This is a genomic window from Phenylobacterium sp. (assembly GCF_041920015.1).
Lineage (GTDB): Bacteria > Pseudomonadota > Alphaproteobacteria > Caulobacterales > Caulobacteraceae > Phenylobacterium.
This window is the reverse complement of record NZ_JAYRST010000005.1, coordinates 1-16,429: the sequence shown is the minus strand read 5'-3', so window position 1 is coordinate 16,429 and position 16,429 is coordinate 1. Positions and strand designations below refer to the sequence as shown.

The 16,429-nt window shown below is 69.3% G+C and carries 13 protein-coding genes; 9 read left to right on the top strand and 4 right to left on the bottom strand.

Features of this window, described 5'->3' with window-relative positions; genetic code table 11:
* Positions 1-25: 25 nt before the first annotated feature.
* Positions 26-1,642 (bottom strand): lytic transglycosylase domain-containing protein, encoded by a 1,617-nt coding sequence (locus ACE3TL_RS02110; RefSeq protein ID WP_374576997.1) that lies wholly within the window; start codon positions 1,640-1,642, stop codon positions 26-28.
* A 69-nt stretch (positions 1,643-1,711) separates the two neighbouring features.
* A complete protein-coding gene (locus tag ACE3TL_RS02105; RefSeq protein WP_374576996.1) occupies positions 1,712-2,533 on the bottom strand; it encodes a uracil-DNA glycosylase family protein in 822 nt (273 codons plus the stop codon).
* Between the two features lie 143 nt (positions 2,534-2,676).
* On the opposite strand from ACE3TL_RS02105, the gene ACE3TL_RS02100 reads away from it, so the two are divergent.
* From ACE3TL_RS02100 to ACE3TL_RS02080, 5 genes are all read left to right on the top strand, one after another.
* Entirely contained in the window at positions 2,677-4,359 is a 1,683-nt protein-coding gene (locus tag ACE3TL_RS02100) for an electron transfer flavoprotein-ubiquinone oxidoreductase (protein ID WP_374576995.1), read from the top strand.
* 152 nt (positions 4,360-4,511) lie between these two features.
* Entirely contained in the window at positions 4,512-4,796 is a 285-nt protein-coding gene (locus ACE3TL_RS02095) for a type II toxin-antitoxin system RelE/ParE family toxin (protein ID WP_374576994.1), read from the top strand.
* A gap of 11 nt (positions 4,797-4,807) precedes the next feature.
* Entirely contained in the window at positions 4,808-5,125 is a 318-nt protein-coding gene (locus ACE3TL_RS02090; protein ID WP_374576993.1) for a HigA family addiction module antitoxin, read from the top strand.
* 76 nt (positions 5,126-5,201) lie between these two features.
* Positions 5,202-6,908, top strand: a complete 1,707-nt coding sequence (locus ACE3TL_RS02085) for a tetratricopeptide repeat protein (protein WP_374576992.1) — start codon at positions 5,202-5,204, stop codon at positions 6,906-6,908.
* Between the two features lie 7 nt (positions 6,909-6,915).
* A complete protein-coding gene (locus ACE3TL_RS02080) occupies positions 6,916-7,803 on the top strand; it encodes a 4-(cytidine 5'-diphospho)-2-C-methyl-D-erythritol kinase (protein WP_374576991.1) in 888 nt (295 codons plus the stop codon).
* 74 nt (positions 7,804-7,877) lie between these two features.
* On the opposite strand, the gene ACE3TL_RS02075 is transcribed toward ACE3TL_RS02080, so the two are convergent.
* Both ACE3TL_RS02075 and ACE3TL_RS02070 read right to left on the bottom strand, forming a co-directional pair.
* On the bottom strand, positions 7,878-9,191 hold the full coding sequence (locus tag ACE3TL_RS02075; protein ID WP_374576990.1) for an ammonium transporter: 1,314 nt from the start codon (positions 9,189-9,191) through the stop codon (positions 7,878-7,880).
* Positions 9,192-9,229: 38 nt separating this feature from the next.
* Positions 9,230-9,568: a P-II family nitrogen regulator gene (locus ACE3TL_RS02070; RefSeq protein WP_374576989.1), complete on the bottom strand. Its 339-nt coding sequence runs from the start codon at positions 9,566-9,568 to the stop codon at positions 9,230-9,232.
* Positions 9,569-9,899: 331 nt separating this feature from the next.
* Between ACE3TL_RS02070 and ACE3TL_RS02065 the strand changes: the two genes are divergently transcribed.
* The 4 genes from ACE3TL_RS02065 (at position 9,900) to ppdK (ending at position 16,268) form a co-directional block, all read left to right on the top strand.
* Entirely contained in the window at positions 9,900-10,262 is a 363-nt protein-coding gene (locus ACE3TL_RS02065) for a hypothetical protein (RefSeq protein ID WP_374576988.1), read from the top strand.
* A gap of 80 nt (positions 10,263-10,342) precedes the next feature.
* Positions 10,343-11,269, top strand: a complete 927-nt coding sequence (locus tag ACE3TL_RS02060) for a glycine--tRNA ligase subunit alpha (protein ID WP_374576987.1) — start codon at positions 10,343-10,345, stop codon at positions 11,267-11,269.
* A gap of 2 nt (positions 11,270-11,271) precedes the next feature.
* A complete protein-coding gene (glyS, locus tag ACE3TL_RS02055; protein ID WP_374576986.1) occupies positions 11,272-13,554 on the top strand; it encodes a glycine--tRNA ligase subunit beta in 2,283 nt (760 codons plus the stop codon).
* A gap of 17 nt (positions 13,555-13,571) precedes the next feature.
* The gene (ppdK, locus tag ACE3TL_RS02050) at positions 13,572-16,268 is read left to right on the top strand and encodes a pyruvate, phosphate dikinase (RefSeq protein ID WP_374576985.1); all 2,697 of its coding nucleotides are present in this window, start codon (positions 13,572-13,574) and stop codon (positions 16,266-16,268) included.
* The last annotated feature ends 161 nt before the right edge of the window (positions 16,269-16,429 follow it).

The following is a 16,429-nucleotide window of genomic DNA, read 5'->3' as shown; positions in this document are numbered from 1 at the left end:
CCCCGCTCGCGTCGGCGAAGGCCGGTTACCGGTCCAGCCGCGCGTCGACGAACGCCGCGCCCTTGGCCAGGGCGTCGAGCGTGTGGGTGTCCATCCCGAACTTCTTGCGATAGGTCCAGTAGCCGGCCATCACCTTCTCGACGTAGTTGCGCGTCTCGGCGCTGGGCAGGCATTCGATCAGCAGCAGGCTGTCGGCTTCCTCGCCCACCATCTTGGCCGTCTTCAGCAGGGTTCCGGGCCCGCCATTATAGGCCGCGACCGTGCGCAGGATGTCGTAGCCGACCCCGCGCTCCATCAGCCAGGTCACATAGTCCTGGCCGACCCGCAGGTTGAAGGCCGGGTCGAACATCGGGCTCATGTCGGTCTTCAGCTTGTCGTCGCCGGCCGCCCGCGCCGCCGCCTCGGGCATGAGCTGCATCAGTCCGACCGCCCCGGCCGACGACACCGCCGCCGGGTTGAACCGGCTTTCCTGCCGCACGATGGCGTAGACCAGGGCCTTGTCGATGGTGAAGCCTGACTTGGGCGCCAGTTCCGGCGTCGGGTAGTCGATCTCCAGCGTCCCGCGCGTCACCGGCAACGCCTTGGCGATGTCGGCGTCGGAGGTCAGCGGCGCGTTCAGCGCCAGGATCAGCGACATCCACTGCGACCGCTCTGCCTCGTTGCGCGCCAGGGTCAGGCCCGCGCGCAGCTCCAGCCCCGCCTCGACCGGCAGGCCGACCTGGGCCAGGGCCGTGGCCCGGTGGGCGCGGGTGTTCTCGCGGATGAACGGGGTCAGGTGCGCGCTGGAGGTCGAGGCCGGCGCGCTCGGCGCCATCGCGGGCGCCGCGGCGCTGGAGAACACCGCCGGGGTGAACTCGCCGGTCGGGGCGCTCGTGGCGCGATCCGCCGCTTCCAGCCGCACGCGCCGCGCGGCGATCATGCCGTAGAAAGTATCGGGATGGCGCGCGGCCAGCTTCAGGAAGCCCTGGGCGCGGCCGGCGTCGCCCACCTGCTCCAGCGAGCGCGCCGCCCAATAGGCCGCGCCCGAGCGCAGCCACGGGTCTTCCTTGTCGTCGCGCGCCACCTGGCTGAAGAAGCTCTGCGCCAGGTCGTAGTTCTTGAGCCGGAACGCCGCCAGTCCGGCGATCCAGCGCTCGCCCGCCGCCGGCGCCAGGTCCAGCGCTCGCTTGACGTCGCCCGAATAGAAAGCCTCGCGCGCCTGGCGGCTGCGGTCGGCCGGCGCCTTGCCGGAAATGCCTTGGGCGGTGATCTCGACCTGACGCCAGTCGGCCCCGGCCAGCACTGGGGCCTTCGGCGGCGCTGCGCCGAGCGGGCGGCGCTTCTGGGCCAGCAGGTAGATTCGCTCCGCGCCCGGCAGGTCGCTGTACTGGTCCAGCCACTTGGCCAGGTCCTCGTAGCTGGCCTGGAAGCCGGGGCGCATCAGTTGCCGGAACGCCAGGTGCCCGGCCAGGGATCGATCCTTGATCTCGGCCGTTTGCATCTCGGCGTCGATGAAGTCGCCGCGGTCCACCGCATCGAACGCGGCGGCGTAACGCTTCGCGTCCCAGGGGCTCAGGGCCATTGGGGCGGCGTGGCTGTTTCCGGCGATGGCGGCGCAGATCATGGTCAAGACCGCGATCCGCATGCCTTTGCGTCTCCGCATGCGATCCTCACGTCGGCCGCCTCTGCGCGCGGTCTGGACGTGACCCTCAGTTCTCGTGACGCGGGAGTCTTATGCGCCCCGCTCCGGGCGATCAAGCCGTTCGGTCAGGGTCAGAAGGTCGCTCCACGCCTTCTTCTTCGCCCCCGGCTGCCGCAGAAGGAACGCCGGGTGCAGCGTCGGCATGGCCGGCAGCTCCAGGTTTCCAGCCTCCGAACGCCATTCGAACCAGCGGCCGCGCAGCGAGAGAATCCCTTCGCTGCGCTTCAGCATCGACTTGGTCGAGGGCGCCCCGACCAGCAGCAGCATCCTGGGCGAGACCAGTTCGATCGCCCGCTCCAGGAACGGCAGGCAGGTCGCCTGTTCCTGCGGCGTGGGCGTGCGGTTGCCCGGCGGGCGCCAGAAGACGGTGTTGGTGATGAACACCCGGTCGCTCAGCCCCGCCGCCGCCAGCATCCGGTCCAGCAGCCGGCCGGCCCGGCCGACGAACGGCTCGCCGCGCGCGTCCTCCTCGGCGCCGGGGCCTTCGCCGATCACCAGCAGCGGCGCGTCCGGCGCGCCGCGGGCGAACACCGCCTGGCGCGCGCCCTCGAATTTCAGCGGACAGCCGTCGAACCCGGCGATGGCGGCCTTCAGCGCCTCCAGGTCGGGCGCCTGCGCGGCCAGCCGCCGCGCCTCCAGCACCGCCGAGGCGACATCGGCCGCCGGCCCCCCGCGCGGGGCCGCCTGGGGCGGCGGAGGCGCAGGTTTGCGGTCGGCCGGTTTGGGCGCCACGAACTTCCCGGCCTCGATCCGGTCCAGCGGCTCATCGAGCAGCATGGAATCGATCCCGGCCTCGGCCCAGAAGGCGAGCAGGCTCTCGGCGACGCGGTCGAAGGGGGCGGCGGGGCTCATTCGGGCTCTTAAAGGGCGTCCATGGCGGAGTTCGCGCTTGACCGCCCTAATACAAGCTTCGGATAAGTCGCCGGACGGATCAACGCTGCGACAGACAAGGGGTAGGGGAAATCCCCGGCGCGGCCAACTGGGAGTAGGGGATCATGAGCGACGCCATCGAGACGGTCGAACGCGAGGCGATGGAATACGACGTCGTGATCGTCGGGGCCGGTCCTTCGGGCCTGTCGGCGGCCATCCGCCTGAAGCAGCTCGCCGAGGCCGCCGGGACCGAGGTCTCCGTCGCCGTCCTGGAAAAGGGCTCCGAGGTCGGCGCCCACATCCTCTCCGGTGCGGTGATCGACCCCAAGGGCATCGATGAGCTGCTGCCCAACTGGGAGGAGCTCGGCGTTCCGCTGGAGACCAAGGTCACCCGCGACAAGTTCGTGATTCTCGGCCCGCACGGCGACCTGGACATCTCCTGGCTGCCCTTCCCCAAGTGGATGCTGAACCACGGCAACTACATCGCCTCGCTCGGCAACGTCTGCCGCTCGCTGGCCCAGCACGCCGAGGCGCTCGGCGTCGAGATCTATCCGGGCATGGCCGCCTCCGAGGTCGTCTATAACGAGGACGGCTCGGTGAAGGGCGTCGTCGCCGGCGTCTTCGGCATCGACAAGGACGGCAATCAGACCGCCGACTACCAGCCGGGCATCGAGCTCCACGCCAAGTACACCTTCATCGGCGAAGGCGTGCGCGGGTCGCTGGCCAAGCAGCTCCAGGCGCGCTTCGGCCTCACCAACGGCCGCGAGCCGCAGAAGTTCGGCATCGGCATCAAGGAACTCTGGCAGGTGCCGGACGAGAACTTCGAGCCGGGCCTCACCCAGCACAGCTTCGGCTGGCCGCTCGACAACACCACCGGCGGCGGCTCGTTCATGTATCACTTCGGGGACAACTACGTGGCCATCGGCTTCGTGGTGCACCTGAACTACAAGAACCCCTGGCTCTCGCCCTTCGACGAGTTCCAGCGCTTCAAGACCCATCCGGCGATCCGCGGCTATCTGGAAGGCGGCAAGCGCATCGCCTACGGCGCGCGCGCCATCACCGAAGGCGGCTCGCAGTCTCTGCCCCAGCTCTATTTCCCTGGCGGCGTGCTGCTGGGCTGCTCGGCCGGCATGGTCAACGTCCCGCGCATCAAGGGCAGTCACAACGCGGTCAAGAGCGGCATGCTGGCCGCCGAGGCCGCCTTCGAGGCCATTTCCGCCGGCCGTTCGAGCGACGAGCTGACCGCTTACGAGGCCGCCTACAAGAAATCGTGGATACACAAGGAGCTGTGGGCCGTCCGCAACTTCAAGCCGCTGTGGTCGAAGTTCGGCACCATCCCGGGCATCGTGCTCGGCGGCGCGGACGCCATGATCGCCAATCTCCTGGGCGGCTGGTCGCCCTGGGGCACGCTCAAGCACGGCAAGTCGGACGCCGAATCGACGGGCTTGGCCAAGGACTACAAGCCGATCGTCTATCCGAAGCCCGACAACGAGTTCAGCTTCGACAAGCTGTCCTCGGTCTTCCTGTCCTCGACCAACCACGACGAGAACCAGCCGGCCCACCTGAAGCTGAAGGACCCCAAGGTCCCGATCGAGGTGAACCTGCCGCGCTATGGCGAACCGGCGCGCCTGTTCTGCCCGGCCGGCGTCTACGAGGTGCTCTACGACGAGCAGGGGAACAACCCGCGGTTCCAGATCAACTTCCAGAACTGCGTCCACTGCAAGACCTGCGACATCAAGGACCCGTCCCAGAACATCAACTGGACCACGCCCCAAGGCGGCGACGGCCCCAACTACCCGAACATGTGACGGGCGCGACGCCTCCCTTCGGGGAGGCGTTTTTCGCTGGAAACGCCTGCTTTCTTCCGCAAGTCGCAGCGGCGATCATGTCGTGGGAGCGGGCGGCGTCGACATCTCCCATGGATATATGTACCATATCATGGTACAAGCTCGCCGGAGACATGATGATCCAGAGCTTCCGGGACGAAGTGACCAAGGAGGTGTTCGAAGGGCGGTCGCCGCGCCGCTTCCCCGCGAATCTTCTCGCAGCGACCCGTCGGAAGCTCTTTCAGTTGGACGCAGCCGTTGTGGTCGAAGACATGCGCGCTCCGCCGGGCAATCGTCTGGAAGCCCTCAAGGGCGATCGCGATGGGCAATGGTCGGTACGCGTCAACGATCAGTACCGCGTTTGCTTCGTCTGGGGACCGCAAGGCCCGGAACTGGTCGAGTTCGTAGACTATCACTGACGGAGGACAGCATGGCCCACGACTATACTCGGTTCGCCGCGCCGGCTCCGCATCCCGGCGAACACCTGCGCGAGGACTACATGCCCGCCTATGGGCTCACGGCCGGTCGTCTGGCGAAGGCCATGGGCCTTGGCGAGGCGCGCCAGCGCATCGAACGCCTCGTGCGCGAACAGCAGGATGTCACCGCCGACACCGCCCTGCGCCTCGGCCGGGTCTTCGGGACCACGCCGGACTTCTGGCTGAACCTGCAGGCTGCGCACGACCTGTCCAAGGCGGCCCTGGCTAATCGCGAAGCCATTGAGGCGATCCAGCCTCTCAGGGTCGCATAGGCCCGAAGCGTACGAATCCAATCCCGCCGCGCCCTGCCGCCTTGAACTCGCCGTGGAAAGCCGCAAGGGTCGGCCCATGCGCCGTCTGCTTGTCGCCATCGCCCCGCTCGTCATGTTGTCCGCCTGCGCGACCGCGCCGCGGCAGGAGCTGTCCTGGACCCCGCCGACCCAGCTTGGCATGGGCGGCTCGGCCTATGGGGCCTTCCTCGCCGGGCAGGGGGCGCTGAATGACGGCGCCGGGGCCGAGGCCGCCGCCTATTTCGCCCGCGCCGAGATCGAGGGCGGAGCCAGCGACATGCTGCGCGACCGCGCCTTCACCGCCGCCGTCCTGGCCGGCGACATCACCAAGGCCGCGGCTCTGGCCCCCGACGGTCCCGAGGCCTCCGAAGCGACCAAGCGCCTGGGCAGGGTGGTCCAGGCCGTCGAACTCATGGCCGTCAACAAGGGCAAGGACGCTCACGCCCTGCTCGCCGGCGAGTCGATCGGCTTTCCGCACCGTGGCGTCGCGGCCCTGCTCAGCCCCTGGGCCGCGGCCATGGCCGGCGACCGCGAAGGCTCGCTGGTGCGGCCCGAAATGCGCGGCGACCGGGTGGTCGATTATTTCGGCCAGCTCGGCCAAGCCTATCTCTACGAACGCGCGCGCCGCTATGACGAGGCCGAGACCGACTTCAAGGCCCTGACCGGCGGCGAGACGCCCGGCGACATCGCCGTCCTCGCCTATGGCGGCTTCCTGGAGCGGCGCGGCCGCCGTCCCGAAGCCGTCGCCCTCTACGACCGCGGCCTGGCCGCCCAGCCGCTCAGCGAATCCCTGACCCTGGCCAAGGCGCGGGCCGCCGCGGGCAAGCCCGCCCCGCCGCCCCCGACCCTGCGCGAGGGCGCGGCCCAGGTGCTGATCGCCCCGGCCGCGGCCATGCTGGCGGCCAAGCAGCAGCAGCTCGGCTTGGCCTATCTGCGCCTGGCCCTGCGCCTCGATCCAAACCGAAACGAGGCCTGGCTGATGGTCGGCGACATCATGGAGGCGGCCGGCGACGTCGAAGGCGCGCGGCAGGCCTATATGAAGCCCAGGCCCGGCGCGCCGGAGTTCAGCAGCGCCCGCACCAAGCTCGCCTGGAGCTACCAGAACGCCAAGCAGCCGGACGTGGCGCTGAAGATGGCGCAGGAGGCGGCCGCCACCGGCGATCGCGAGGCCCGCATCACCTATGCCGACCTGCTTCGGGCCAACGACCGCTACGCCGAGTCCGCCGAGATGATGAGCGGACTGATCGCCGAGACGCCGTCTCCCGACTGGCGGCTGCTCTATATGCGCGGGGTCGCCTATGAGCGCTCCGGCCGCTGGCCGCAGGCCGAGGACGATTTCAAGGCGGCGCTGAAGATCAGGCCCGACGAGCCGGAACTGCTCAACTATCTCGGCTACACCTGGATCGACCGCGGCGAGCACCTGGCCGAGGCCCTGGGCATGGTCGAGCGCGCGGTCGCCGCCAATCCGCAGTCCGGGGCCATGGTCGATTCGCTCGGCTGGGCCCACTACCGGCTCGGCGACTACAAGAAGGCCGTGCAACTGCTCGAACAGGCGGTGGAGTTGGAGGCCGGCGACCCGGAGATCAACAACCACCTTGGCGACGCCTACTGGCGGGTCGGGCGGCGGATCGAGGCCGAGTACCAGTGGAAGCGCGTCCTGACCCTGGCGCCCGACGCCAAGATCAAGGCCGACGTCGACGAAAAGCTCGCCTCCGGCCAGGGGCCGAAGGGCCCGTCGGCCGCGCCCAAGGTCGCCGGGAACTAGCGGTCCCATGCGCCTGACCGCCTTCGCCCCGGCGAAGATCAACCTCTTCCTGCATGTCGGCGCGCCGGGTGGCGACGGCTATCACCCGCTGTGCAGCCTGATGGTGTTCGCCGATGTCGGCGACCGCCTGGCCCTGCACGACGCCGACGTGCTGTCGGTCCGCGTCCACGGCGCCTTCGCGGCCGATCTGGCGGGGGAGGGGAACAACCTCGTCCTGCGCGCGGCCCGCGCGCTGCTGGCCAAGGCCCGCGGCCCCCAGCCGCCGGTCGGCGTCCTGCTGGACAAGGCCCTGCCGGTGGCCGCCGGCCTCGGCGGCGGCTCCAGCGACGCCGGGGCGGCCCTGCGCCTGATCCGCGACGCCTGGGGCCTGCCGGTGGACGAGGCGGGGCTGGAGGAGATCGCCGCCTCGCTGGGCGCCGACGGCGCGGCCTGTTTCCGGGCTTCTCCCGTCATCGCCGAAGGGCGGGGCGAGCGGCTGTCGCCGGCGCCTGGCCTGCCGCCGATCGAGGCGGTGCTGGTCAATCCCCGCGTCGAGGTCTCGACCCCCGCGGTCTATCGCGCCTTCGACGCTGCGGGCGCCTTCGGCGACGTGACGCCCCCGCCGACGCCCGAGGCTTTCGAGAGCGTCGAGGAACTGGCCGCTTGGCTCGGCTTCACGCGCAACGACCTGGAGGCGCCGGCCATCGCCCTGGCGCCGGCCATCGGCGACGTGCTCGCCGTCCTGCGCGCCGAGCCGCAGGTGCTGTTCGCCCGCATGTCCGGTTCGGGCGCCACCTGTTTCGCCATCTGCCCCGGCGACTTGGAGGCCAACGCCCTGGCCGAGCAGCTTGGCGCCCTGCGCCCCGACTGGTGGGTCGCCCGCTGCCGCCTCGGCGGTCCCTGGCCCGAAGCCTGAGCCCAAACGAGAACAGGGGCCCCGTATGGGACCCCTGTTCCGCTCCCCCCAGAGCGCTCCCCAGAGCGCGGCCGTCAGCCGTGCAGGGCTTCGCCGTGTTGCGACATGTCCAGGCCTTCGACCTCGGCCTCGTCGCCAACCCGCAGGCCGATCGTGTACTTGACGATCATCAGCAGGATGAAGGTCCCGATCGCCGTGAAGCCGATGGTCACCGCCACGCCGTAGATCTGGGTGAGGAGGCTCGCGCCTTCGCCCAGGCTGTTGACCTTCGGGTCGGCCAGCACGCCGGTCAGCAGGGCGCCGGCGATCCCGGCCAGGCCGTGCACGCCGAAGGCGTCCAGGCTGTCGTCGTACTTCAGCAGCCGCTTCAGCCACACCGCGCCGAAATAGCCCGCCGCCCCGCCGGCCAGGCCGACGATCAGCGCCCCTTGCGGGTTCACGAAGCCGGCGGCCGGGGTGATGGCCACCAGGCCGGCGACCGCGCCCGAGGCCAGGCCCAGCATGCCGGGCTTCTTGCGCTCGACCCATTCGATCAGCATCCAGGTGACGCCCGCCGCCCCGGTCGCGACCTGGGTGTTCAGCATCGCCACCCCGGCCAGCGCGTTGGAGGCCACGGCCGAGCCGGCGTTGAAGCCGAACCAGCCGACCCACAGCAGGCTGGCGCCGATCATGGTCAGCACCAGGTTGTGCGGCGCCATGTTCTCGGAGCCGTAGCCCTTGCGGCGGCCGAGTACGAGCGCGCAGACCAGGCCCGCGACCCCGGCGTTGATGTGCACCACGGTCCCGCCGGCGAAGTCCAGCACGCCGGCCCCGCCCAGGAAGCCGCCGCCCCACACCGCGTGCGCGGTCGGCGCATAGACCAGCAGCGACCACAGCACCGTGAAGACCAGCACCGCCGAGAACTTGATGCGCTCGGCATAGGCGCCGGCGATCAGCGCCGGGGTGATGATCGCGAACGTCATCTGGAACATCACGAACACCGATTCCGGGATCGTCGCGGCCAGACCGTTGGTGCTCTCCATCGTCACCCCGCCCAGGAAGGCGTTGCCCAGCCCGCCGATGACTGCGTTCAGCCCCTCGTTGGGGTTGGCGCCGAAGGCCAGCGAATAGCCGGCGACCATCCACACCACCGAGATCACGCAGGCGATGGCGAAGGATTGGGCCACCGTGGCGATCACGTTCTTGCGGCGGACCATGCCGCCGTAGAACAGGGCCAGGCCCGGAATGGTCATCATCAGCACCAGGGCTGTCGAAGTCAGCACCCAGGCGGTGTCGCCGCTGTCCAGCGCTGGCGCGGCGTCCTGGGCGAAGGCCGCCGGAGCGAGCATCGCCGCCCCGATCGCCAGGCTCGCCAGTCCCGCCAGCTTGGTGAATCCTGTTCTTTTCATCTGTCGCAATCCCCTTGATTCTCTATGTCCGGCGCGCGTCACAGCGCAGCCGAGCCGGACTCCCCGGTCCGGATCCGCACGGCTTCCTCGACGTCGAGGACGAAGATCTTGCCGTCGCCGATCTTGCCGGTGGCCGCCGCGGCCTTGATGGCCTCCACGGCCTTGCCGGCGGCGCTGTCGTCGACCACCGCCTCCAGCTTCACCTTCGGCACGAAGTTCACCTGGTACTCTGCGCCCCGGTAGATCTCCGTCTGGCCCTTCTGGCGGCCGTAGCCCTTCACTTCCGAGACCGTCAGCCCCTCGACGCCGGCCGCCACGAGCGCTTCGCGCACGTCGTCCAGCTTGAAGGGTTTGACGATCGCCATGATCAGTTTCATCGCCTGCTCCCGCGCGAGCCCTTCAGCCAGGGATGCGCCCTTCGATTGGTCCGTCTGCGCCGGGCGGGGCGGCTGGCGCCCGCCGACGACAAGGCGACGCTAGGGGGAGGGAGCCGCATGGCGGGCGGCCTGTACGCCGCTGGCGCTCGAAAATGCGGCGCCCGCGCAAAGCATGGGCGCCTGGGGCTCGCGGCGCCCAAAAATCGGGCGAAACACCCCTCCAGCACCGTCGGACCCCCTCCCGTGGTGGGGAACCAAGCCGCACGCCGGGCGCTTGAACCTCACGCAGCCTGGCTTGCCGGGCCGCCTTGAGATTGAGACGAGGACGAAGATGATCAGGACCCTGCTCACCGCCGCCGCGGCGACCGCCTTGCTCGCCGGCGCGGCCCACGCCCAGGATGCTTCCGCCCAGGAGCGGACTCCGGCCCAGACCCACAGCGACATGTCCGCACCCCCGGCGCCGGACACCGCCGTCAATCCGCCGACCGACTCCATGGCCGCGCCGCCGCCGGCGGCCGGATCGGAAACCACAGGCCCGGCCAGCCCCGACGCCGTCGCCGCCGGCGTTCCGGCCTCGGCCACCGTCACCACGGCCACCGTGACCAACGGCCCGGTCGCCGATACGCCCGAGAACCGGGCCAAGTACGCGCCCCTGTCCCACGCAGGCAAACGCAGCAAGGCTGCGGGTAACTAGAGGCAGCCATTCCGCCTTGAAGCGAAGGTCGGCGGGCCCTATGGTCCGCCGACTTTTTTTGCGCCTGCGAAACCAGCTCGATGCCATCCGACAAGCCGCTTTCGTTTCAGGGTCTTATCCTGAAGCTTCATGACTATTGGAGCCGCCAGGGCTGCGTGATTCTGCAGCCTCACGACGTCGAGGTGGGCGCGGGCACCCTGCATCCGGCCACGGTGCTTCGCGCCCTGGGCCCCAAGCCGTGGCGCGCGGCCTATGTCCAGCCCTCGCGCCGCCCGGCCGACGGCCGCTATGGCGAGAACCCGAACCGCCTGCAGCACTATTATCAGTACCAGGTGATCCTGAAGCCCAACCCCGACAACCTGCAGGAGCTCTATCTGGGCAGCCTGGAGGCGATCGGCCTCGACACCCGCCTGCACGACATCCGCTTCGTCGAGGACGACTGGGAAAACCCGACCGTGGGCGCCTGGGGCCTCGGCTGGGAAGTCTGGTGCGACGGCATGGAAGTCACCCAGTACACCTATTTCCAGCAGGTGGGCGGCCTGGACGTCTCGCCGGTCGCCGGCGAACTGACCTACGGTCTCGAGCGCCTGGCCATGTACCTGCAGAACGTCGACCATTTCACCGACCTGGCCTTCAACGATCCGGACGGCCCGCTGCCCATGACCTATGGCGACGTCTTCCTGGAGAACGAGCGCCAGCAGTCGGAGGCCAACTTCCACCTCTACGACGTCGAGACCCTGAAGCGGCAGTTCGCGGATATGGAGCGCCAGGTGCCGCGCCTGCTGGAGGGCAGGGGGCCGCAGGGCCAGCGGACCGTGCTGCCGGCCTACGATCACGTGCTGAAGGCCAGCCACCTGTTCAATCTCATGGACGCCCGCGGCGCCATCGCCGTGGCCGAACGCCAGAGCTATATCGGCCGCATCCGCGACCTCACCCGCATGTGCGCCGAAGCCTGGGTGGAGAACGAGGGGGGAAATAGCGTCTCCGCCGAGGCGGTGAAGGCCTGACCATGCCCCAGCTTCTGATCGAACTGTTCTCCGAAGAGATTCCCGCGCGCATGCAGGCTCAGGCTGCGCGCGACCTCGACCGCATGGTGCGCGAGCGCCTGGCCGAGCAGGGCCTGTTGCCCGAAGGCCTCAAGACCTTCGCCGGCCCCCGCCGCCTGACCCTGGTGGCCGAGGGCCTGCCGGCCGCGCAGGGCGACCGCCACGAGGAACGCAAGGGTCCGCGCGTCGGCGCGCCGGATGCGGCCATCGAAGGCTTCCTGCGCTCCACCGGCCTTTCCCGCGACCAGCTCGTGGAAAAGGACGGCGTCTGGTTCGCCCATATCCATCGCAAGGGCCGTCCGACCACCGAGATCGTCGCCGAGATCCTCGACCAGGTGATCCGCAATTTCCCCTGGCCCAAGTCGATGACCTGGGGGACGGGGACCCTGCGCTGGGTGCGCCCGCTGAAGCGGATCGTCTTCCTGTTCGACGGCCAGGTCGTGCCGCTGAACGTCGACGGGATCGAGGCCGGCGACGTGACCGAGGGCCACCGCTTCATGGGCTCGGGCAAGCCCTTCAAGGTCAAGGACTTCGACTCGTACCGCGACAAGCTGGCCGCACACTTCGTCATCCTCGACGTCGAGGAGCGCAAGGACCGCATCATGGACGGGGCGCGCACCCTCTGCTTTGCGCGCAATCTCGACCTGGTCGACGACGACGGCCTGCTGGACGAGGTCTCGGGCCTGGCCGAATGGCCGACCCCGGTGATGGGCGATATGGACCCCGCCTTCCTCGACCTGCCGCCCGAGGTGATCCGCACCTCCATGCGCACCCATCAGAAGTATTTCGCCGTCCGCCCGGCCGGCGAGGAGGGCGGCAAGCTCGCCCCGCACTTCATCACCGTCGCTAATATCGAGGCGCCCGACGGCGGCAAGGAGATCGCCCGCGGCAACGCCAAGGTGCTGTCGGCCCGCCTGAACGACGCCCGCTTCTTCTGGGACGAGGATCGCAAGATCACCCTGGAGGATCGTCTTGCGAAACTGACCGGAGTCACCTTCCACGCCAGGCTTGGCACCCTGGCCGAGCGGGTGGAGCGGCTGGAGCTGCTCGCCCGCGCCATCGCCCCGCGCGTCGGCGCCGATCCGGCCAAGGCGGTGCTGGCCGCCCATCTCTGCAAGGCCGACCTCGCCACCGGCATGGTCGGCGAATTCCCCGAGCTGCAGGGCCTGATGGGCGGCTACTACGCCCGCGAGGAAAAGATCAGCAACGTCGTCGCCGACGCCATCCGCGATCACTACAAGCCGGTGGGCGCGGGCGACGAGGCGCCCGACACCCCCATCACCATGGCGCTGGCCATCGCCGAGAAGCTCGACACCCTGACGGCCTTCTTCGCGATCGACGAAAAGCCGACCGGCTCGCGCGACCCCTACGCCATGCGCCGCGCCGCGCTCGGCGTGATCCGCATCCTGCTGGGCTCGGAGGCCCGCGCCCCGATCCGCGAACTGGTCGCCGACTGGTATCGCTCGCTGCGCTGCTACGTCGATCCGGGCCGCGCGCTCTACGTCTCGACCCGCCGCACCACCGGCTATCTCGGCCCGGCCTATCGCCAGCCCTCGGAAGTCTTCCAGACCTATGTCGAGGAGTTCGAGGACGCGTTGCTGGAAGGCGTCCCTTACGTCGTCTCCACGACCGAGGACTTCGACATCCGCTTCGACCGCTCGGCCGCCGCGGGCGATGCGCCGGAAGGCGAGGTCCAGTATCAGTTCCGCCCCTATCCCGTGGTCGCCGACGAGGTGCTGGGCTTCATGGCCGACCGCCTGAAGGTCGCCCTGCGCGACCAGGGCAAGCGCCACGACCTGGTGGATGCGGTGTTCGCGCTCGGCGATGACGACCTGGTGCGCATCGTCGCCCGGGTCGAAGCGCTCGACGGCTTCCTCTCCGGCGCCGACGGCCAGAACCTGCTGGCCGGCTACAAGCGCGCGGGCAACATCCTCAAGGCCGAGGAAAAGAAGGGCGAGCTGCCCGCCGGTCCCGCCGTGGCCATGCCTGGCGCGCCGGGCGAGGAGGGGGCTCTCATCGCCGCCCTCGAAGCGGCCGAGCCCTCCGTGGCTCAGGCGTTGCAGCAGGAAGACTTCGCCGGGGCCATGCGCGCCCTTTCGGGACTGCGTGCGCCGGTAGACGCCTTTTTCGAGGCGGTTTTGGTGAACTCTGAAAACGCGGCGGAACGTGATAACCGCCTGCGTCTTCTCGTGCAGGTTCGCGACCTCATGGAACGGGTCGCGGACTTCTCGCAAGTGACGGGCTAAAGGAGGCCTAGAAGGATATGTCGACCGATACGCTGACCAAGTCGCGCTGGGTCTACGCCTTCGGGGGCGGCGGCGCGGACGGCGACGCCTCGATGAAGAACCTGCTGGGCGGCAAGGGGGCGAACCTCGCCGAGATGTCGTCGCTCGGCCTGCCGGTGCCGCCCGGCTTCACCATCACCACCGAGGCCTGCGTCCACTACTACTCGAACGAGAAGCAGTACCCGGCCGAGCTGAAGGAGCAGGTCGCCGCGGGCCTGGCCAAGGTCGAGCAGATCACCGGCAAGACCTTCGGCGACGCGGCCAATCCGCTGCTGGTCTCGGTCCGCTCGGGCGCCCGCGCCTCCATGCCGGGCATGATGGACACCGTCCTCAACCTCGGCCTCAACGACGAGACCGTCGCGGGCCTGGCCAAGCTTTCGGGCGACCGCCGCTTCGCCTTCGACAGCTACCGCCGCTTCATCCAGATGTACTCGAATGTGGTGCTCGACCTCGACCACCACATGTTCGAGGAGATCCTCGACGAGCATAAGGAACGCCTCGACGTCACCGTCGACACCGCGCTTTCGGCCGAGGACTGGGAACGCGTCGTCTCCGACTACAAGGCCGCCGTCGAGCAGGAGCTCGGCAAGCCGTTCCCGCAGGACCCGCACGCCCAGCTCTGGGGCGCCATCGGCGCCGTGTTCGCGAGCTGGATGAACGACCGCGCCAAGTTCTATCGCCGCATGCACGACATCCCCGAAAGCTGGGGCACCGCCGTCAACGTGCAGTCGATGGTGTTCGGCAACATGGGCGACTCATCGGCCACCGGCGTCGCCTTCACCCGCAACCCGTCCACGGGCGAGGCCCGCCTCTACGGCGAATTCCTCATCAACGCCCAGGGCGAGGATGTCGTCGCCGGCATCCGCACGCCCCAGGCCCTGACCAAGATCGCCCGCGAGGAGATGGGCGAGAAGTCGCCTTCGATGGAAGAGGCGCTACCCGAGGTCTTCGCCCAGTTCAAAGCCGTCGTCGAGAAGCTCGAAAAGCACTATCGCGACATGCAGGACATCGAGTTCACGGTCGAGCAGGGCCGGCTCTACATGCTCCAGACCCGCAACGGCAAGCGCACCGCCAAGGCCGCGCTGAAGATCGCCGTAGACCTGGCCAGCGAAGGGCTCATCACCCAGGAAGAGGCGATCATGCGGGTCGAGCCCGCCAGCCTCGACCAGCTCCTGCACCCGACCATCGATCCGGCCAGCCCGCGCGACGTCATCACCACCGGCTTGCCGGCCTCGCCCGGCGCGGCCACCGGCATGATCGTCTTTAACTCCGACGAGGCCGAGCGCCTGGGCACGAGCGGCGAGGCGGTGATCCTGGTCCGCGACGAGACCAGCCCCGAGGACATCCACGGCATGCACGCGGCGCGCGGCATCGTCACCGCCCGCGGCGGCATGACCAGCCACGCCGCCGTGGTCGCCCGCGGCATGGGCCGGCCCTGCGTCTCCGGCGCCGGCGAAATGCAGATCGACGCCAAGGCCGGCGAATTCCGCGTCCGCGGCCGCACCTTCAAGGCCGGCGAGATCATCACCATCGACGGCTCCAAGGGCGAGGTGCTGGCCGGCACGGTCAAGATGATCGAGCCAGAGCTGACCGGCGACTTCGCCACCCTCATGCAGTGGGCCGACAAGGCCCGTCGCCTGAAGGTCCGCGCCAACGCCGAAACCCCGCTGGACGCCCGCACCGCCCGCCAGTTCGGCGCCGAGGGCATCGGCCTTTGCCGCACCGAGCACATGTTCTTCGACGAGGACCGCATCGCCGCCGTGCGCGAGATGATCCTGGCCGACGACGAGGCCGGCCGCCGGGCCGCCCTGGCCAAGATCCTGCCGATGCAGCGCAACGACTTCGTCGAGCTCTTCACCATCATGGAGGGGCTGCCGGTCACCATCCGCCTGCTCGACCCGCCGCTGCACGAGTTCCTGCCCCATACCGAGGCCGATCTCCAGGCCGTCGCCGACGCCACCGGCCTTGACGCCGCCAAGCTGATGCGCCGGGCCAAGGAGCTGCACGAGACCAACCCCATGCTCGGCCACCGCGGCTGCCGCCTGGGCGTCTCCTATCCCGAGATCTACGAGATGCAGGTCCGCGCCATCTTCGAGGCGGCTTGCGAGATCGCCGAAGGCGGCAAGGCCGCCCCGATCCCGGAGATCATGCACCCGCTGGTCGCCAAGGGTGAAGAGATGCGCTACCTGCGCCAGCTCACCGACCGCACCGCCCAGGCGGTGCTGAAGGAACGCGGCCGCGAGATCGAATATCAGGTCGGCACCATGGTCGAGCTGCCGCGCGCGGCCATCCGCGCCGGCGACCTGGCCGAAAACGCCGAGTTCTTCTCCTTCGGCACCAACGACCTGACCCAGACCACCTTCGGCATCAGCCGCGACGACTCCGGCCGCTTCCTGGGCGCCTATCTGGAAAAGGGCATCTTCGAGAAGGACCCCTTCGTCAGCCTCGACCAGGACGGCGTCGGCGACCTGATCCGCATCGCCGCCGAACGCGGCCGCGCGGCTCGTCCGAACGTCAAGCTCGGCATCTGCGGCGAGCATGGCGGCGACCCGGCCTCCATCGAGTTCTGCGAGAAGGTCGGCCTCGACTATGTGAGCTGCTCGCCCTTCCGCGTCCCCATCGCCCGCCTCGCCGCCGCCCAGGCCGCGGTCGGCGGCATGGAGAAGGACCGCTAGAGCCCTTTAGGGTTTGGTGGAATCACCAAACCCGTTGAAAAGGGTTCTAAATCAAGCATGTAGAGCGCGTTAGGGCGAACCGCCCACACTTCGCCCTAACGCGCTCTAGGCGGTTATGGCGGCTCCCTTCGGGGAGCCGCTTTCTTTTGCCGGCTAAAGCA